Genomic DNA, 17,884 nt, shown 5'->3' with positions numbered 1-17,884 from the left:
TTCAGCTTGTGAGATCTGGTGAAGACGCAGCCGGTACGCCGCGCCTGCGCGGTCATGAGCTGTCGGCCACGGGGGTGACCGTGGCGTACGACGGCGTCGATGTCGTGCACGACGCCGCGGTCGGGCTCAGGCCCGGTGAAGTGACCGTCCTGGTGGGCCCGAACGGCAGCGGGAAGTCGACGCTGCTGCGGACGATCGCCCGCCTCCAGCGGGCCCGCACCGCCACGCTCAGCATCGACGGCACCGTCGACGGACTGGCGCTGACGGCCCGTGAGTTCTCGCGGTACGTCGCCCTGCTGACGCAGAGCCGTCCGACGCCGGGCGGGCTGACCGTGCGGGACGTCGTCGAGTTCGGCCGCTATCCGTACCGCGGACGCTGGGGCCGGCCGGACCCGGACGGTCCGGCCGCCGTCGACCGGGCGCTCGCGCTCACCGGGGTCGACGGCCTCGCCGACCGCGGTGCCGACCACCTGTCCGGCGGTCAGCTGCAGCGGGTGTGGCTCGCGAGCTGCCTCGCCCAGGAGACCGGCGTACTGCTGCTGGACGAGCCGACGACCTACCTCGACCTGCGCTACCAGGTCGAACTCCTCGACCTGATCCGCGACCTGGCGGACGATCACGGCATCGCCGTCGGCGTCGTCCTGCACGACCTCGACCAGGCCGCGGCCGTCGCCGACCGGATCACCCTCCTCGAGGCGGGCCGGATCGTCGCCGACGGTCCGCCCGAGGACGTACTGACGCCGGAGCGGCTGACCGCCGTCTACGGCATCCGCATCGACGTCGACACCGACCCCCTCACCGGCCTGCTGCGCACCCGCCCGGTCGGCCGCCACCACATACGGACCGAAAGGCTCGGCACCACCTCATGAGACGCCTCCTGCTCACCGCGGCCGCCACCACCGCCGCGGCGCTGACCCTCGCCGCCTGCGGCACCACCGAGCCCGCCGCCGACAAGACGGAGAAGAAGGCCTCCGGGGCCATCACCCTCAAGGACGGCAAGGGCGCCGAGGTGAAGCTCCCCGGCCCGGCCGCCAAGGTCGTCGCCACCGAGTGGAACGTCGTCGAGAGCCTCGTGTCGCTCGGTGTCGACCCGGTCGGCGTCGCCGACGTCAAGGGCTACAAGACCTGGGACACCTCCGCCCCGCTGAAGAACGAGCCGAAGGACATCGGCACGCGGGGCGAGCCGAGCATGGACACCGTCGCCGCGCTCGCCCCCGACCTGATCATCGCCACCACCGACCTGCCGCCGGCCGCCGTGAAGCAGCTGCGCTCGGTCGCCCCGGTGCTGGAGGTCAAGTCCGCGGACGGCGCCGGCCAGATCGACCGGATGCTGGGCAACGTCGACCTCATCGCCCAGGCCACCGGCACCACGGACCGGGCGAAGAAGGTCCGCGAGGACTTCGAGACGAAGATCGCCGAGGGCAAGAAGGCCCTGGCCGGTGCGGGGCTGGCCGGCAAGGAGATCGCCTTCACCGACGGCTACGTCACCTCCGGCCAGGTCTCCGTCCGCCCCTACACGGCGACGTCGCTGATCGGCGAGGTCAACGAGGCGATCGGCCTGAAGAACGCCTGGAAGACGAAGGGCGACGAGGTCTACGGTGTCGCCGCCACCGACGTCGAGGGCCTGACCGCCCTGCCGAAGGACGTCCGGTTCGCCTACATCGGCAACGACAAGGACCCGAACTCCACCCCGTTCACCGGCGCGCTGGCCCAGAACTCGGTGTGGAAGTCCCTGCCGTTCGTGAAGGCGGGCGCCGTGCACCGGCTGGACGACGGCATCTGGATGTTCGGCGGCCCGGCCTCCATGTCCGCGTACGTCGACTCCGTCGTCGCCTCGCTGACGAAGTAGCGCGGTCATGGCCGTCACCGCAACGAAACCCGCCGTCCGTCCGTCGCCGGCTCCCGCGCCCCGGTCGGGTGCGGCCGCGGTGACGGCCGGGCTCGTCCTCCTGGTCGCCGTCCTCGCGGTCGTCGACATCACCCAGGGCACCGCCGCCGTCGGACCGTCCGAGGTGTTCCGTGCCCTGACCGGGCGGGCGGACCCCGGCGACGCGTCCGTCGTCGTCGCCTCCCGGCTGCCCCGCATGGCCGCCGGCCTCCTGGTCGGCGCCGTGCTCGGCACGGCCGGTGCCGTGCTCCAGGCGGTCAGCCGCAACGTGCTGGCCTCCCCCGACACCCTCGCGGTGAACGCCGGTTCGTACCTGGCGCTCGGGCTGGTCGGCGTCACCGGCGTCTCGCTGCCGATGCTCGCCTCCTCCGGTGTCGCCTTCGCGGGCGGGCTGGCGGCGGCGGCAGTCGTGCTGGGCCTGTCCGGCCTCGGCACCGGCACCGTCCGCCTCGTCCTGGCCGGCACCGCGCTGATGCTGGGCCTGAACTCCGTGACCGAGGGACTGCTCCTGCTGTTCCCCCAGGAGACGGAGGGCCTCTACCAGTGGAACCAGGGCAGCATCGCCCAGAACGGCTTCGACGGCGTCCTGCAGATGCTGCCGGTCGCCCTGATCGGCCTCGTGGGGCTGCTGCTGACCGCCCGCCGGGTCGACGCGCTCGCCCTCGGCGACGACGCGGCACGCGGGGTGGGCGTCCCGGTGCGGGCCACCCGCGTCACCGTCGTCGTCCTGGCGGCGCTGCTGTCCGCCGCCGCGGTCACGCTGGCCGGCCCCATCGGCTTCGTCGGCCTGTCCGCGCCCGCCCTGGTCCGCCCCCTCGCCCGCCGCTTCCGCGGCTTCGCCCGCTCCCGTGCGGCGCTGCCGGCGGCGGCGCTCACCGGCGCGGCCCTGGTGCTCGGCTCGGACGTGCTGCTGCGGGCCCTGATGCCGGACGACCTGTCGGTGGCCGTGCCCACGGGCGTCGTCACCAGCCTGGTCGGTGCCGTCTTCCTGGTCGCGATGGCCCTGCGGCTGCGGGACACCTCGGGTTCCGGCGCGCCGGACCGGCTGCGCATCCCGAGCCGGACGGTCTTCCTGGCCACGGTGGCCGTCCTCGTCGCCGTGCTGGCCGCCCTGGTGGTCGCCGCCGTGCTGGTGGGCGACACCAAGCTGCTGCTGGGCGACGTCGTCAACTGGGCACAGGGCCGGGCCGGACGGACCGTCTCCTTCGTCCTGGACACCCGGGTGCCGCGGGTGCTGGCCGCGCTGTGCGCGGGTGCGGCGCTCGCCCTGTCCGGCACGCTGGTGCAGGCCGTCACCCGCAACCCGCTCGCCGAACCGAGCGTCCTCGGCGTCTCCGGCGGCGCCGCGCTGGGCGCCGTCCTCCTGGTGACGACCTCGCCCGTCGCCGGCGGCTGGAGCGTCGCCGGTGCCGCCTTCGCGGGGGCCGCCGTGACCGCGGTCGTCGTCTTCGGGCTCGCCGCGCGGGGCGGCTTCCAGCAGAACCGGCTGGTCCTGGTCGGCATCGGCGTCGCCGCCGCGACGACCGCGATGATCAGCCTGCTGATCGTGCTCACCGACCCGTTCAACGCCACCAAGGCGCTGACCTGGCTGTCCGGTTCGACGTACGGGCGCACCATGCCGGACGTGCTGCCCGTCGCCCTGGTGCTGGCGGCCGGCGCGGCCGTGGCGGTGGCCCGGCGCACGGAGCTGGACCTGATCTCGCTGGACGAGGACACGCCCCGTCTGCTCGGCCTGCCGCTGGGCGCCGGACGCCTCGGCTTCCTGGTGCTGGGCGTCCTGCTCAGCGCGACCGCCGTGGCCTGCGCGGGCACCATCGGCTTCGTGGGCCTGGTGGCGCCGCACGCGGCGCGCGCCCTGGTGGGCCGGCGGCACGTGCGGGTCGTCCCGGTGGCGATGCTGCTGGGCGCCTCCCTCGTGTGCACCGCCGATCTGCTGGGCCGCACGGTCATCGCCCCCGCCCAGCTCGGCGCGGGCCTGATGACGGCGGTGATCGGCACGCCGTACTTCCTGTACCTGCTGGTGCGCGGCAGGCGGTAGGCGCGGACGCCGCGAGGGACACGCCCCCGCCGGGGGCGGGGGGGGGGGGGGGGGGGCGGGGGGGCGGGGGCCGGGCGGGGGGGGGGGGGCGGGGCCGCGGGGGGGTGCGGGGGGGGGGGCCGCGGCCCCCCCCCCCCGGGCCCCCCCCCCGCCCCCCCCCCCCCCCCCCGCCCCGCCCCCCGCCCCCCCCCCCCCCCCCCCCCCCGACTGCTCTGCGCGGGCTCCTCCGGCTGTGTGGCGGGGCCGCGTGACCGGAGCCGGGCCGGGCGGCCTGCCGCCGGAGCGCGTCCGCGTTCACCCACCCTTTCGAACACGCAAACGGTTCGGTACCGTCACGCGCCCGGGCGGCCCGGACCCGCCCGTTCGGCGGTGTGATCCGCGCGAACACGGGCAGCAGCCCTGGCATGCGCCGGGCGATCATTACGGCGCAGAATTCGCTTAGGCAAAACGTGGTGCAGCAACAGAGAGGCAGCAGCGTGACGGACGCGAAGCCTGACGACCGGTCCGGCCCCCTGAGCCGGGGGAAGATGCCGAGCACGGTCGCGGCACTGCCGCGGCAGGTGCGCGAGGAGCTGGTCCACCGGCTCCGCCGCAACAAACGGGCCTTCCGCGAGGAGGACGTCCAGGTCGTCGAGAAACCCCTGCTCAAACGCGCGGTCGGGGCGTCGGCGCTGGGCAACTGCATGGAGTGGTTCGACTTCGGCGTCTACAGCTACCTGGCGGCCACCATCGGCAAGGTGTTCTTCCCCGGCGCCTCCCCGACCGCCCAGCTCATCTCGTCCTTCGCCACCTTCGCCGCGGCGTTCGTGGTGCGCCCGCTCGGCGGGCTCGTCTTCGGGCCTCTCGGGGACCGCATCGGACGGCAGAAGGTGCTCGCCACCACCATGATCATGATGGCGGCCGGCACCTTCGTCATCGGCCTGATCCCCAGTTACGCCACCATCGGCATCGCCGCACCGGTCCTGCTGCTGCTCGCCCGGATGCTCCAGGGCTTCTCCACCGGCGGTGAGTACGGCGGGGCCACCACCTTCGTCGCCGAGTACTCACCCGACCGGCGGCGCGGCTTCCTCTCCAGCTGGCTGGACTTCGGCACCTTCGTCGGCTACGCCCTCGGCTCGGCGCTGGTGACCGGCCTGAACCTGTGGCTGACCGAGGACCAGATGCTCTCCTGGGGCTGGCGGCTGCCGTTCCTGATCGCCGGTCCGCTCGGCGTCATCGGCCTGTACATGCGGCTCAAGCTGGAGGAGTCCCCCGCCTTCCAGCAGCAGCTCGACGAGCACGAGAAGAGCCTCGCCCAGGAGTCGGTGGGCACCGAGTTCAAGACCATCGTCAAGAAGCACTGGCGCCCGCTGCTCGTCTGCATGGGCATCGTGCTGCTCTACAACGTCACCAACTACATGGTCACCGGCTACCTGCCGACCTACCAGACCGAGACCCTGGACCGCTCCAGCGGTTTCGCCGACGTGCTGGTGCTGATCGGCATGGTGTGGATCGTCGTCCTGATCACCTTCCTGGGCCGGCTCAGCGACCACGTCGGCCGCCGCCCGCTGTACGCCGTCGGCGCGGCCGCCATGATCGTCCTCGCGGTGCCGGCGTTCCTGCTGATCAAGTCCGACGGCACCGTGGCGCCCGTCCTCGGGGTGCTGCTGCTGTCCACCCTGCTGGCCTGCTTCGCCGCGCCCAGCGCGGCCACCCTGCCCGCCCTGTTCCCGACGGCCGTGCGCTACGCGGCCATGGGCATCGGCTTCAACTTCGCGGTCGCCGCCTTCGGGGGCACCACACCGCTGTTCACCGAGGCGCTGGTCAGCATCACCGGCGACGAACTGATGCCGGCCTACTACCTGATGGCGGCCGGAGCCATCGGGCTGGTGACGGTCAGGTTCCTGCCGGAGAGCGCCCAGGTGCCGCTGCACGGCTCGCAGCCCATGGTCGGCTCCCGGAGCGAACAGCGGGAGCTGATCAGCACCTCCGCCGACCTGTACACCTTCGCCAAGGAGCGCTCGGCGAGCCGGTGACCCCTCCCCGGCGCCGGCACGCCGGAAGCGCCGGCGGAGCCGGCTCGGAGGAACTCGCCGGCGGCCGGGCGTCCCGGCGGTCCTACGCTCCCCCGCTCCCCGTCTCCCCCGGCTCGCGGTCCGAGGCCGGCCACACGTAGGGCAGGTCGTCCGGGACGCCCGGGAACAGTACGGCGTACGCGTCCGGGTCCTTGCGCACCAGCGCCGACCGGTGGCTGCGGTGGAAGGCGTCGTCGCCGAGCCAGGGCGGCAGTTCCCCGGCCTCGGCGAGCTCCCGCTGGCCGCGCACCGCGGTGCCGGGCCGGGCGACGGCGAGTCCGGCGACGAGCTGGGCGGCGCAGCCGTCCTGGTGTCCCCGGTCGCGCCAGACCCGGCAGATCTCCAGGCCGTAGCGGACGAGGGCCTCCTCGTAGCCGGTCCACATGCGCACCGCGGGGTGCCGGCTCCAGCCGTAGCCGGGCACGGTGAGGGCGCGCAGCACCTGGAGCGCCTCGACCCGCTGCTTGCCCAGCCGGCGGCGGTCCAGGACGAGCGCCGACTCCCGGAAGCCGGGGTGGGGCAGAAAGGTCTGCACGGGGCGTCCTTTCCGGTCAGCCGGGGAACTCGCCGCGCCGGAGCAGGTCCCGGCGGCGTTCGGCGTAGGCGAGGTCGTCGCGCCACAGGCGGCCGGCGGCGGCCCGCATCAGCGGGCGCAGGGCCGGTGCCAGGCGTCGGGCCGCGCCGAACCCGGGCCGGTCCGAGGTGGCCAGCACCGCCTCGGTGACCGCGGTGCGCGGTCTGCCGCGGTCGTCGGGGCCGAGCGGTGTGGCGTGGCTCTCCACGACGGACCCGGTGCCCTCGCCGTCGGTGATGCGCATGACGACGGTGCGCGGTCCGGGTGCGGTGAACTCGGCGCGCACGGGGACGACGAGGCGCCCGGTGATCCGGAAGGAGACGTCCACGAGGAAGCGGTCGTCGCCGCCGGTGCCGTCCGGGGCCCGTACGACGGTGAGGTCCACGAAGGAGTACGGGTGGAACCAGGCGCCGTGCCACGGGTCGAGGCGGTTGGCGACGACGTCCTCCGGCTCGCAGACGCCGGTGCCCCGCCAGACCGATGCCAGCGCGGTCGCCGGGTCCGGCCGGGCGGGCACCGCGGGGGCCGGGGCCGGCGGCTCCTGCCCCACGGTGTCCAGCCGCACCCACACCAGGACGCCGTCGTCGTGGACCGGGAAGGGCTCCCAGCCGGCGAACGGGGTGCCGTCCAGGGCGAGTCCGTGCCAGCGGCACACGAGCGTGCCGCACCGCACCGGGCTGCCGGCCAGCGGGGCGCCGAGGTGCGGGCAGACGCCGGGGCCGCCGACCAGGCGTCCGCGCGCGTCCCGCCAGACGACGACCTCGACGCCGGCGACCGTGGTGGCCAGCGGGCGGCCGGGGCGCACGCCGGCGGTGGCGCCGACGACGTACCAGTTGCCCGAGGGGCGGGACAGCGCGCGTTCGAGGGCGTCGGCGACGAGGGCCGGCCGGGCCTCGCGCCAGGTGGGGCGCTGCCGCGGCCACGGGACGGGGCGGCGGCGCAGCCGCAGGGGGTACCGGCCCCGGCGGGGGCGGGGTTCCTGGTTCATCGGGCCTCCGTGAGGTGTCGGGTGCCCCGGGAGCCGAGCCGCGCGGCCAGCACCCGGGCGATCCCGTCGGCGGCGACGGCCGCGCGTCTGCGGCGGGAGACCACCGCGCGCCGGTGCAGCACCGCGTACCCGCCGTCCGCGATGGCGTCGAGGATGGCGCGGTAGAGCACGTACGCCGTGCGGATGCAGGGCCGGGCGACGGGGTCCAGCATGGCGAGGCCCGGCGCGGCGTCGCGGTAGACGGTGCGGGTGAGGTCCTCGGCGGCCCGCAGGGCGGCGGTGATGCGCCGGTCGTGGCGGCCGGTGCGCCGGCTCCAGTGCAGCAGGGGCCGGTCCACGCCGTGGGCGGCGAGCAGGTCGGCGGGGAGGTAGACGCGGCCCCGGTCGAGGTCCTCGCCGACGTCCCGCAGGAAGTTGGTCAGCTGGAAGGCGACGCCCAGCGCGGCGGCGTGCGGGGCGGCCTCCTCGCGCGGGGTGACGGTGCCGAGCACGGGCAGCATCTGCAGGCCGATCACCGCGGCCGAGCCGTGCATGTAGGCGCGCAGGTCGTCGTAGGTGGCGTAGTCGGTGACGGTGAGGTCGCTGCGCATGGAGGCCATGAAGTCGGTGAAGTGCGCCGGGTCGATGGCGTGGCGGGCGGCGGTGTCGGCGACGGCGAGGACCACGGGCTCCCCGGCGGGACGGCCGCCGGCCAGGGCGTGCCGCAGGCGTTCCTCCAGGCGGGTCAGCGCGGCGGCGCGCTCGGCGGGTGCCGCGTCGGCTCCCAGGTCGTCGACGATGTCGTCGGCCCACCGCGCGAAGCCGTACAGGGCGTGCACGGCGGGTCTGCGGCCGGCGGGCAGGAGGCGGGTCGCCAGGAAGTAGGTGCGTCCGTGGCGGGCGTTGAGGCTCCGGCACCGGGTGTAGGCGGCGCGCAGCACCGGGTCGGTGATGCCGGCGGCGTCCAGTTCGCGGCGGGTCATCGGCGGCCGCTTTCCGGGGGTGTGCCGGTGATGCGGGCGGCGGCGAGCTTGCCCGAGATCAGCACCGTCGGCACGCCGACGCCCGGGGTGGTGCCGCAGCCGGCGAGGACCGCGTTCTCCGTGCCGCGCACCAGGTTGCGGGGGCGGAAGGGACCGGTCTGGGCGAAGGTGTGGGCGACGGAGAAGGGGGTGCCCGCGGCGTGGCCCTGGGCGGTCCAGTCGGCGGGCGTCACCAGGCACTCCTCCTCGACGGCGGCGGCGAGACCGGCCAGTCCCCGGCGTTCGAGGGTGGCGAGCAGGTGGTCGCGGTAGCGGGGCGCGAGGTCGCTCCAGGCCTCGGCGCCCGGGCCGATGTCGGTGTTGGGGCAGGGGGCGAGGACGTAGTGCAGGTGGCGGCCTGCGGGGGCGAGGGCGGGGTCGCCGGCGGTGGGCCGGGTGATGAGCAGGGAGGGGTCGGTCATCAGGGTGCCGGTGCGGGTGAGTTCGTCGAAGGTGCGCCGCCAGGCGGCGCCGAAGGACAGCGTGTGGTGGGCGAGGTGCGGCCAGGTGCGGGTGGTGCCGGCGTGCAGGACGACGGCGGACGGCGCGTGGCGCAGCCGCAGCGGGCGGCGCGGGCGGCGGCCCAGCAGCCGGTGGGCGACGGGCAGGTCGGGGGTGAGGACGACGGCGTCGCAGGGGATGCGCTCGTCGGCGGTGACGACCGCGGTGATGCGGCCGCCGGACCGTTCCAGGCGGGTGACGTCCCGTCCGAGGCGCAGGTCGGCACCGGCGCCGGTGGCGGCGGCGGCCATGGCGCGGGGCAGGGCGTGCATGCCGCCGCGCGGGAAGTACACGCCGGCCACGGTGTCCATGTAGGCGATGACGGCGTAGGCGGCCAGGGCGCGGGCCGGGGCGACACCTGCGTACAGGGCCTGAAAGGAGAAGACCCGCTTGAGGCGTTCGTCGGTGAGGAAGCGGCCGATGCGCGCGTCCAGCCGGCCGAATCCGCCGAGGGCGGCGAGCCGGGCCAGGTCGGGGGTGAGCAGGCCGAGCGGCGAGTCGAAGTTGGCGTCGATGAAGCGGCGCATCTGTACGGCGTGCAGATGCTGGAGCCAGGTGCGCAGCCGGCGGTATCCGGCCGCCTCGCGGGGGCCGGCGAAGCGTTCCACCTCGGCCTCCATCGCGGCGGCGTCGGTGTGGACGTCCAGGGTGGCGCCGTCGGCGAAGCAGGCCCGGTAGGCGGGGTGCAGGGGGATCAGGTCCACGCGGTCGCGCAGCCGCTCGCCGACGGCCGCGAACGCCTCGTCGGCGAGGTGGGGCATGGTGAGGACGGTCGGGCCGGTGTCGAGGTGGTAGCCGCCGAGTTCGCGCCGTCCGGCACGGCCGCCGGGCAGCGGGTCGCGTTCCACGACCGTCACCCGGCGTCCCGCGCCCAGCAGGTGCAGGGCGGCGGACAGGCCCGCGAGTCCGGCGCCGACGACCACCACGTGGTCGGTGCGTCCGGGCACCGAGCGCGTCACCGCCGGGCCTCCCCGGCGGGCTGCGGGGCCCACGGCCCCGGCCTTCCGTGGCCGGCCGTGCTGGGGCGCATCGCGGTCCTCTCGTCGTCGGGAGCGGCAGCGGGCCGGGCCGGCCGCCGGGGTGCGCGCGTCACGCGGGGGCGCTCCGGCCGGGCCGGTGCCGCGGGCGGCATGACGCCGCGACATGCCTTCCCCCGCCGGGCGCGGCACGATGCCGCCTTGGTCCGTTCATGTACGGCCGTCACCCGCCCGGCGGGCAGCCGCTCCGGGGCGGCCCGCGCGCCGCGTCCGCGCGGGCGGCGCGGTGGCGGAATACTCCGCCGGGACCGCGCCGCCGTGTCCGCGCCGTCCGGCACGACGGCGGTGCGGGACGGGTGACGGGTGGGCGGGGGCGGGCGGCGGACCGTGGGGACGAACGGGCGGACGGAAGGAGGCGCGTCGTGGCCGACGCGGACATCGTCGTCGTGGGTGCCGGGGCGGCGGGCCTGTCCCTGGTGCACCGGCTGCCGGACGGCAGGGGCCGCCGCCCCGCCCCGTCCGTCGTCCTCGTCGAGGCGCCCGCCGGGGAGTTGAGGCCGCCGCGCCGCACCTGGTGCTTCTGGGAGGCGGGCCCCGGCCGTTTCGACGCGGCGGTGACGGCGTCGTGGCAGTGGCTGCGGGTGCACGGCCGGGACGGGGCCGTCGTCCGGCGGAACATCGCCCCGGCGCGCTACAAGATGATCCGCTCGGACGACTTCGAGGCGCTGGTGGACCGTGATCTGAGGGGCCGTCCGGGTCTGCGGCGGCTGGAGGCGGCCGTCGACGACGTGACCGTGCTGCCGGAGGGGACCGTACGGGTGACGGGCACCGGCCCGGCCGGCACCCGCCTCGCGCTGGACGCCCGCTGCGTCTTCGACTCCCGCCCGCCGCTTTGGCCGCCCGCCGCCCGCACCCGGCTGCTGCAGCACTTCCGCGGCTGGTTCGTCCGTACCGCGCGGCCGGTCTTCGATCCGTCGACAGTCGACCTGATGGACTTCCGCACCCGGCAGCCGGCGCGCGGCCTGTCCTTCGGCTACGTGCTGCCGACCGGCCGGCACACGGCGCTGGTCGAGTACACGGAGTTCGGGCCGGCCCCGCTGACGGCCGGTCAGTATGACAGCGCCCTGGACGACTACGCGCGCCGGGTCCTCGGGCTCGGCGGCCTGGAGGTCCTGTCGACGGAGCAGGGGGTGATCCCGATGACCGACGCGCTGTTCGAGCGGCGGGCCGGCGGTTCGGGTGCCGTGTTCCGGATCGGTACGGCGGGCGGGGCGACGCGTGCCTCCTCCGGTTACACGTTCGCCGCCGTGCAGCGGCAGTCGGAGGCCGTCGCCCGTGCCGTACGGGCGGGCCGCGATCCGGTGCCGCCGCCCCCGTACCCGGCGCGGGCGCGGCTAATGGACGCGGTGCTGCTGCGGGCGCTGGACACCGGCCGGGTCGACGGACCGGACCTCTTCTTCCGGCTGTTCGACCGCGTCCCCGTCTCGCGGCTGCTGCGCTTCCTCGACGGGCGCACGCGGCTGCACGAGGACCTCGCGGTCGGGGTGCGCACCCCCGTCCTGCCGATGCTGCGCACGGCCGCCGAACTGCCGTGGCTGCCCCGCCGCACCCCCGCCACCGTCCCCCTCCGCTGAACCGCTTTCAGGCCCCCTCCCGTCCCCCTCCAGGAGCCTTCGATGTCCTTGCTGCGCGACGCCGCGCTGACCGCCGCCTTCGACCACGGTGCCGGGCGTTACGACCGGCTGGTCGCGCTCAATCCGGGCTACCACGCCCAGTTGCGGCGCTCCGCCCGCCGGCTCGCCCTGGCCGGCGGCGGTGCGGTGGCCCGCCGGGTGCTCGACCTGGGCTGCGGCACGGGAGCGTCCACGGCGGCGTTGGCCGCCGTCTTCCCCGACGCCGAGATCACCGGGGTCGACGCGTCGGCGGGCATGCTGGACGCGGCCGGGGCCAAGCCGTGGCCGTCGCGGGTGCGGTTCGTCCACGCCCCGGCGGAGGAACTGCGCTCCGCCGGCCTGGAGGGCCCCTTCGACGCGGTCTTCGCCGCCTACCTGTTCCGCAACCTGGCCGACCCCGACGCCGTCCTGCGCTCGGTGCACGCGCTGCTCGCGCCGGGCGGCCGGCTGGCGGTGCACGAGTACGCGCTCGGCGGGCGCCGCGCCGACCGGCTGGTGTGGTCCGCGGTGTGCCGGGGCGTCATCGAGCCGCTCGGGACGGCCACCGGCGACCGGGCCCTGTACCGGCATCTGCGGCACAGCGTCGCGGAGTTCGACACCGCGCCGCGGTTCGCCGACCGGCTGGCGCGGGCCGGTTTCGAGCGGGTCCGGACGCTGCCGCTGCCCGGATGGCAGACCGGCATCACCCACACCTTCCTCGGCCGGCGGGCCGGCGGCCCGGCGGGAGCCGCCCGGTGAACCGGCCCGGCCGTACGGCGGGTCCGGGGCGCGACCGGCTCGCCCGGGCCGTCCCGGCCCGGCCCGGGCGGGACCGGGTCACCGGCGAGCCGCCGTCCGTGGCGGTGATCGGCGGCGGCATCGCGGGGCTGGCGGCGGCGACCGTGCTCGCCGAACGGGGGGTGCGCGTGGTGCTCCACGAGCGGGAGCCGGTGCTCGGCGGGCGCCTCGCCGGATGGCCCGTCACCCTGTCCGACGGCACCCGCGCGACGATGAGCCGCGGCTTCCACGCCTTCTTCCGCCAGTACTACAACCTGCGGGCCCTGCTGCGCCGCACCGACCCCGCCCTGGACATGCTGACCGGGCTGCCCGACTATCCCCTGCTGCACAGCGGCGGTCTGCGCGACGGCTTCCGCCGGGTGCCGCGCACTCCCCCGTGGAGCGCCCTCGGCTTCGCCCTCCTCAGCCCCAGCTTCCGGCCGCGCGACCTGCTCGCCCTGCGGCCCGCCGCCGCCCTGCCCCTGCTCGACGTGCGTCCCCGCCGCGTGTACGAGGAGCTGGACCACGTCAGCGCCCACGACTTCCTGGACACCCTGCGGTTCCCCGCGGCCGCGCGGCATCTGGCCTTCGAGGTGTTCTCCCGCAGCTTCTTCGCCGATCCGCGGCGGCTGTCGGCGGCGGAGATGGCCCTGATGTTCCACATCTACTTCCTCGGTTCCAGTGAGGGCCTGCTCTTCGACGTGCCCCGGGAGCCCTTCCCGCAGGCGCTGTGGGACCCGCTCGCCGGGTATCTGGACCGGCTCGGCGCCGAGGTGCGGACCTCCTCGCCCGTCGACGCCGTACGTCCCGTCCCGTCCGGTGGGCACCGGGTGAGCGCCGGTGCCCGGACGCGGACGTACGACGCCGTCGTCCTCGCCCTGGACACCGACGGTCTCAGAGGGCTGGTGGCGCGCTCCCCCGGGCTGGGCGACGCCGCCTGGCGGGAGCGGGTGGCGCGGCTGCGGACGGCGCCGCCGTTCCTGGTCTCCCGGCTGTGGCTGGACCGGCCCGTCGCGGCCGGCCGTCCCGGCTTCCTCGGCACCAGCGGCTACGGCTGTCTGGACAACGTCAGCGTGCTGTCCCACTGGGAGGGCGAGGCGGCGCGCTGGGCCGCCCGCACCGGCGGGTCCGTCGTCGAGCTCCACGCCTACGCGCTGCCGCCGGAGGCGGTCCGGGACGTCGAGGAGAAACGCCTCGTCGGCCAGTTGCACCGGGTCTACCCCGAGACCCGCCGGGCGCGTGTCCTCGCCGAACGGCACGAGTGGCGGGCGGACTGCCCCCTGTTCGGCGTCGGCACCCACGGCGACCGTCCGACGGTGCGCACGCCCGACCCCACGCTCGTCGTCGCCGGGGACCTGGTCCGTACGGGCCTGCCGGTGGCGCTGATGGAGCGGGCGGCCACATCGGGGTTCCTCGCGGCAGGCGCCCTGCTGGAACGGTGGGGGGTACGCGGCGAGACGCTGTGGACGGTCCCCGTCCGCGGCCGCTCCGTCCTGCTGCGGGCCCTGGCACGCAGGTACGGGACGCGCTGACCCGTCCGGCGCCGGACGCGCCGCGTGCGGCGCCGCCGCTACGTTCCGGACCTCCCCGCGGACCGGTCCGCCCGTCCGCCCGTGCCGAGCGGGCCGGTCGGGTCCGTGCCGCCCGCGGCCTCCAGCCCGGGGAGGTCGCGGCGGGTCGCCCGCATCACCACGGCGGGCAGGACCGGGCGTGCCGCCTGGGCCAGGCGCAGCCACCGGGGGACGTACACGGCGGTGCTGCGGCGCTCCACGGCGCGGACCACCCGGGCGGCGACGAGGTCCACCGGGAGGGTGCGGCGGGCCGGGGCGGGCAGGTGGGCGCGCAGTTCGCGCAGGACCGCGTACCGGTCGGCGTCGCGGATCATGGCGGTGTCGATCCAGTTGAGGTAGGCGATGCCCACGGCGACCCCTCGGTGCGCCACCTCGGCGCGCAGCGCGTGGGCGAACGCCTCCACGCCCGCCTTGGAGGCGCAGTAGGCGCTCATCATGGGGGCGGCGCCGAGGGACGCGGTCGAGGCGATCTGGAGGCTGTACCCGGCCGTGCGGAACAGGTCCGGCAGGAAGGCGCGCGCGGTGTTGGCGCTGCCGGTCAGATTCACGTCGACGACGCGGCGCCACTCGTCCGGGTCGGAGCCGGCGAAGGGGCCGCCCACGGCGATGCCGGCGTTCGCCACCACGACCGAGGGCGGTCCCAGGCGGGCGCGCACCTCCTCGGCCGCGGCGCCGAGCGCGGCGGCGTCGGTGACGTCGGCGTCCAGGGCGAGCGCCGGGGCGGGCAGGGACGCCGCCAGGGCGTCCAGCCGGGGCTTCTCGTGGCCGAGCAGGGCGAGCCGGGCGCCCCGGTCCGCGCACGCGCGGGCGAGTGCCGCGCCCAGGCCGCGGGCGGCGCCGGTCACCACGACGGTGCGGTCGCGCAGAGGGCTGCCCGTCACCGGGTGTCCCTCCCCTGCGGGGCCGGGCCGGGGCCGGTCATCGCCGGTCGCCCGTGCGGTCGCGGCCGGTGAGGGCCCGCTGGAGGCGGGTCGGTCCGGCCAGCCGGTGCCGGCGCAGGGCGGCGCGGGCGGCATTGGCGCCGGGCGCGCCGTGCACGCCGCCGCCCGGGTGGGCGCCCGCGGAGGCGAGGAAGAGGCCGGCCACCGGTGTCTCCGGCCGGCCGGTGCCGGGCACGGGGCGGAAGAAGAGCTGCTGGTGCATGGCGGTGGTGCCGCCGTTGATGGCGCCGCCGTGGAGATTGGCGTCCATCGACTGCAGCGTCGGCGGGGCCAGGACGCGGCGGGCCCGGATCAGGGAGCGGAAGCCGGGGGCGAAGCGCTCCACCTGGCGTTCGACCCGGTCGGCCATGGTCTCCTGCTCCCCCGGGTCCCAGCTGCCGGTGATGCCGTCGTCGCCCGCGTCGCCCCGGACGTCCTGCGGGACGTGCGTGTACGCCCAGGCGGACTCGGTGCCCTCCGGGGAGCGGGTGGGGTCGGAGGTCGTCATCTGGCCGAACAGGGCGAAGGGACGGTCGGGGACCTGCCGCATCGCGATCTGCGCGGCGAACCGGGTCAGTTCGTCGAGGCCGTCGGCCAGGTGCACGGTCCCGGCACCGGCCGCCCGGGCGCACTGCCAGGGCACGGGGCCGTCCAGCGCCCAGTCCACCTTGAAGGTGGCGAAGTCCCACTGGAAGCGCTCGAGGTCGGCGAGGACCTGGCCGGGCAGGTCCCCCGGGTCGAGGAGGGTCCCGTACAGGGCGGGCACGGACACGTCCGCGAGGACGGCCCGCCGGGCGGCGACCGTCTCCCCGCCGGCCGTGCGCACGCCCACCGCGCGCCGGCCGCGGACGACGACGTGGTCGACGCGCTGCCCGCAGCGCAGGGTGCCTCCGCGCGAGCGCAGCCGGCGGACGAGGGCGTCGGTGAGGGCGCCGGAGCCGCCGGCCGGCACGGGGAAGCCGTAGGTCTGGCCGAGCATCGACATCAGCCAGCCGAAGCCGCCGCTTCCCGCGGCCTCGGGCGCGAGGTCCGCGTGCAGGGCGTTGCCCGCCAGGAGCAGTCTGCCGCCCTCGCCGCGGAACTCCTCCTCGCCCAGGCGGCGTACCGGCAGCACCAGGGTGCGGGCCAGCCGGAGGCCGCCCGCGCCGCGCAGGCGCAGGGCCAGCCGGGCGGCGGCCCGCACCGGCGGGAAGGGCGTGAACAGGGCGTCCAGGATGTCGGCCCGGTAGCGGTCCCAGACGTCGTGCAGGCGGTGCCAGGCGGCGCCGTCCCCGGGGGCGAAGACGTCGAGGGAGGCCGCGGTGGTGCCGACGTCCCGGTCGAGGACCGCGCAGGTGCCGTCGGTCAGGGGGTGGGCGAGCACGTGGGGGGCGTGGGACCAGCGCAGTCCGTGTTCCTCCAGGTGCAGCCCGGACAGGACGGGGGAGGCCGCGGCGAGCGGGTAGAAGGAGCTGAACAGGTCGTTCACGAAGCCGGGGGCGACCTCGCCGTCGTGGCGCACCGCCCCGCCCGGTCCGGGCTGTTCCTCCAGGACCTCCACGCTCCAGCCGGCGTCCGCCAGGAGGTTCGCCGCGACCAGTCCGTTGGGTCCGGCGCCGATCACGACCGCGTCAGGCATGGCCGGCCTCCGTTCCGGCCGCCGGGGCGGAGTCGGGCCGGCTCTGTTCCCCGGCGCCGTCCTCGCACAGTCTGGCCAGCCGGGCGAGCATGGCCCGGTGCCGCAGCTGGATCGCCGCCTCGACACCCATGTTGTGCAGCAGCCCGCCGGCGCCGCGCAGGGGGTGTTCGTCCACGATCACCAGGCACTGCTCGCCCCAGGGGCGGAGCTCGATGGCGATCCGTGCCGTGCCGAGCGGGCCCGCGATCGCCTCCAGTTCCAGGACGGAGCCTTCCTCGCAGCGACGGACGACGGTCTCGTTCCTGAGGCAGACCGGCCCGAGGCGGACCTCGTAGCCGAGCGCCGCGCCGACCTGCGGCCACTGTCCCCGCTTGGGGGCGGCGGACGACGTCCCCACGACCCAGTCCGCGTACCGGGTCCCGTCCGCGAGCACGTCCCACACCGCCTGCGGGGTCGTCTTGATCAACCGATGCCGAACCGCCACGCGCGCCTCCGTGTCCGAGAGCTTCGCCAGGACTGCGCACCGAGTGCCCCGTCCGCGCCCGGACAACCGGAACGGCCGGGAGGTCGGAGAGGCGCGGACGGCCGGGGCCCACGGTGCCGTCGAGGAGCGCCACCAGGACGAGCGCGCCGCCGAAGGCGCGTGGGCGCGGTGCGGGGGCACCACGCTGGCGCGGGAAGGCACGGGTACGTGCCGGAGCACCGTCCGGAGAGGGTGTGCCGCGGCCGACTCGGGGATCCCGGCCACGGCACACCCGGCCGTGCCGGACGCGGGAGGACGCACGCCCGGCACGGCCTGCGTCTTCCCCGGCCGGTCCCGGTGACACTGCGCCGGGCGGGTGATCGTCGCGGCCGGCGGGGCGCGGACCGTCCGCACGATGTCCCGCCGCGGCACGCGCTCCGCCCCGCCGCGGGATGCGGCGGGGCGGAGCGCGTCACGGACTGCGTCGCGGACGGCCCGTCAGCTCGGCGTTGTCGCCATGAGTCTCTCGAACGAGGCCATGCAGTCCGGGCAGTGCCGTGCCCGTTCGCCGTCGGATGCCTCGATACGTTCGCGGAGCCTCTGTCCGCACAAGGTGGCCGCGGCCTGTTTGGCCATCACGTGCCACACCAACGCTCCGCCCGTCTTCTCCGGGCCCACGCACATTTCGTACATGACCGGCCTCCCAGCCTGGACGCCGCTGACACCCTCCAGGAGACACCGGATCGGCCGCCGCCAGTAGCGAGGGAGGGCTGTTCGGGTGACGGCCGCTTCGTTCCTCCGGGTCCGCGACGCACCCGGACGGATACAAACGGTCAGCCGTTCGGCCCCACTCCGGTGGGTG

General features: G+C 76.1%; 14 protein-coding genes. 7 read left to right on the top strand and 7 right to left on the bottom strand.

Annotation, left to right across the window (positions count from 1 at the left end; all coding sequences use genetic code 11):
* Window positions 1-8 precede the first annotated feature (8 nt).
* The 4 genes from ACFYOJ_RS29310 (at window position 9) to ACFYOJ_RS29295 (ending at window position 5,941) form a co-directional block, all read left to right on the top strand.
* Window positions 9-869: an ABC transporter ATP-binding protein gene (locus ACFYOJ_RS29310; protein WP_356556266.1), complete on the top strand. Its 861-nt coding sequence runs from the start codon at window positions 9-11 to the stop codon at window positions 867-869.
* The gene (locus tag ACFYOJ_RS29305) at window positions 866-1,849 is read left to right on the top strand and encodes an iron-siderophore ABC transporter substrate-binding protein (protein ID WP_356556268.1); all 984 of its coding nucleotides are present in this window, start codon (window positions 866-868) and stop codon (window positions 1,847-1,849) included. Before ACFYOJ_RS29310 ends, ACFYOJ_RS29305 begins: the two co-directional genes overlap by 4 nt.
* 7 nt (window positions 1,850-1,856) lie before the next feature.
* A complete protein-coding gene (locus tag ACFYOJ_RS29300; protein WP_356556270.1) occupies window positions 1,857-3,926 on the top strand; it encodes an iron ABC transporter permease in 2,070 nt (689 codons plus the stop codon).
* Window positions 3,927-4,453: 527 nt separating this feature from the next.
* Window positions 4,454-5,941 (top strand): MFS transporter, encoded by a 1,488-nt coding sequence (locus tag ACFYOJ_RS29295; RefSeq protein ID WP_356556345.1) that lies wholly within the window; start codon window positions 4,454-4,456, stop codon window positions 5,939-5,941.
* 82 nt (window positions 5,942-6,023) lie between these two features.
* Here ACFYOJ_RS29295 and ACFYOJ_RS29290 read toward each other — a convergent pair whose 3' ends face one another.
* From ACFYOJ_RS29290 to crtI, 4 genes are read right to left on the bottom strand one after another with little or no spacing between them, the layout of a single operon-like run.
* Window positions 6,024-6,515: an MSMEG_6728 family protein gene (locus tag ACFYOJ_RS29290; protein WP_356556272.1), complete on the bottom strand. Its 492-nt coding sequence runs from the start codon at window positions 6,513-6,515 to the stop codon at window positions 6,024-6,026.
* 16 nt (window positions 6,516-6,531) lie between these two features.
* Window positions 6,532-7,542 carry a DUF5914 domain-containing protein gene (locus ACFYOJ_RS29285; protein WP_356556273.1) on the bottom strand — a complete coding sequence of 337 codons (1,011 nt, stop codon included), beginning with the start codon at window positions 7,540-7,542 and terminating at the stop codon, window positions 6,532-6,534.
* Window positions 7,539-8,504: a phytoene/squalene synthase family protein gene (locus ACFYOJ_RS29280; protein WP_356556275.1), complete on the bottom strand. Its 966-nt coding sequence runs from the start codon at window positions 8,502-8,504 to the stop codon at window positions 7,539-7,541. The genes ACFYOJ_RS29285 and ACFYOJ_RS29280 overlap by 4 nt, the downstream gene beginning before the upstream one ends.
* Window positions 8,501-10,003 carry a phytoene desaturase family protein gene (gene crtI / locus ACFYOJ_RS29275; protein WP_356556277.1) on the bottom strand — a complete coding sequence of 501 codons (1,503 nt, stop codon included), beginning with the start codon at window positions 10,001-10,003 and terminating at the stop codon, window positions 8,501-8,503. The genes ACFYOJ_RS29280 and crtI overlap by 4 nt, the downstream gene beginning before the upstream one ends.
* Window positions 10,004-10,443: 440 nt before the next feature.
* On the opposite strand from crtI, the gene ACFYOJ_RS29270 reads away from it, so the two are divergent.
* Genes ACFYOJ_RS29270 through ACFYOJ_RS29260 form a run of 3 tightly spaced genes read left to right on the top strand, consistent with a single transcriptional unit; the run spans window position 10,444 to window position 13,982 of the window.
* Window positions 10,444-11,655 carry a lycopene cyclase family protein gene (locus tag ACFYOJ_RS29270; RefSeq protein ID WP_356556279.1) on the top strand — a complete coding sequence of 404 codons (1,212 nt, stop codon included), beginning with the start codon at window positions 10,444-10,446 and terminating at the stop codon, window positions 11,653-11,655.
* 42 nt (window positions 11,656-11,697) lie between these two features.
* Window positions 11,698-12,432, top strand: a complete 735-nt coding sequence (locus ACFYOJ_RS29265) for a methyltransferase domain-containing protein (RefSeq protein WP_356556281.1) — start codon at window positions 11,698-11,700, stop codon at window positions 12,430-12,432.
* Complete coding sequence (locus ACFYOJ_RS29260; protein WP_356556282.1) at window positions 12,429-13,982, top strand: FAD-dependent oxidoreductase; 1,554 nt, start codon at window positions 12,429-12,431, stop codon at window positions 13,980-13,982. Before ACFYOJ_RS29265 ends, ACFYOJ_RS29260 begins: the two co-directional genes overlap by 4 nt.
* Before the next feature lie 38 nt (window positions 13,983-14,020).
* Here the strand turns inward: ACFYOJ_RS29260 and ACFYOJ_RS29255 are convergent, their stop codons facing one another.
* The 3 genes from ACFYOJ_RS29255 to ACFYOJ_RS29245 are packed head-to-tail and all read right to left on the bottom strand — an operon-like array spanning window position 14,021 to window position 17,043.
* Window positions 14,021-14,902, bottom strand: coding sequence for an SDR family oxidoreductase (locus ACFYOJ_RS29255; RefSeq protein ID WP_356556283.1), 882 nt, complete (start codon window positions 14,900-14,902; stop codon window positions 14,021-14,023).
* 37 nt (window positions 14,903-14,939) lie between these two features.
* Complete coding sequence (locus ACFYOJ_RS29250) at window positions 14,940-16,559, bottom strand: NAD(P)/FAD-dependent oxidoreductase (protein ID WP_356556284.1); 1,620 nt, start codon at window positions 16,557-16,559, stop codon at window positions 14,940-14,942.
* Window positions 16,552-17,043: an SRPBCC family protein gene (locus ACFYOJ_RS29245; protein WP_356556286.1), complete on the bottom strand. Its 492-nt coding sequence runs from the start codon at window positions 17,041-17,043 to the stop codon at window positions 16,552-16,554. Before ACFYOJ_RS29245 ends, ACFYOJ_RS29250 begins: the two co-directional genes overlap by 8 nt.
* Window positions 17,044-17,884 lie beyond the last annotated feature (841 nt).

The organism is Streptomyces sp. NPDC006384 (assembly GCF_042870695.1).
Taxonomy (GTDB): Bacteria; Actinomycetota; Actinomycetes; order Streptomycetales; family Streptomycetaceae; genus Streptomyces.
Note: the sequence above shows the minus strand (reverse complement) of the source record. Positions and strands in the feature narration are given on the sequence as shown.

What these genes read in the sequence shown, in the direction of transcription:
- ACFYOJ_RS29300 (WP_356556270.1), top strand. Translation starts at nt 1,857, where the DNA reads ATGGCCGTCACCGCAACGAAACCCGCCGTCCGTCCGTCGCCGGCTCCC.
- ACFYOJ_RS29250 (WP_356556284.1), bottom strand. Translation starts at nt 16,559, where the DNA reads ATGCCTGACGCGGTCGTGATCGGCGCCGGACCCAACGGACTGGTCGCG.
- ACFYOJ_RS29265 (WP_356556281.1), top strand. Translation starts at nt 11,698, where the DNA reads ATGTCCTTGCTGCGCGACGCCGCGCTGACCGCCGCCTTCGACCACGGT.
- ACFYOJ_RS29295 (WP_356556345.1), top strand. Translation starts at nt 4,454, where the DNA reads ATGCCGAGCACGGTCGCGGCACTGCCGCGGCAGGTGCGCGAGGAGCTG.
- ACFYOJ_RS29280 (WP_356556275.1), bottom strand. Translation starts at nt 8,504, where the DNA reads ATGACCCGCCGCGAACTGGACGCCGCCGGCATCACCGACCCGGTGCTG.
- ACFYOJ_RS29305 (WP_356556268.1), top strand. Translation starts at nt 866, where the DNA reads ATGAGACGCCTCCTGCTCACCGCGGCCGCCACCACCGCCGCGGCGCTG.
- ACFYOJ_RS29285 (WP_356556273.1), bottom strand. Translation starts at nt 7,542, where the DNA reads ATGAACCAGGAACCCCGCCCCCGCCGGGGCCGGTACCCCCTGCGGCTG.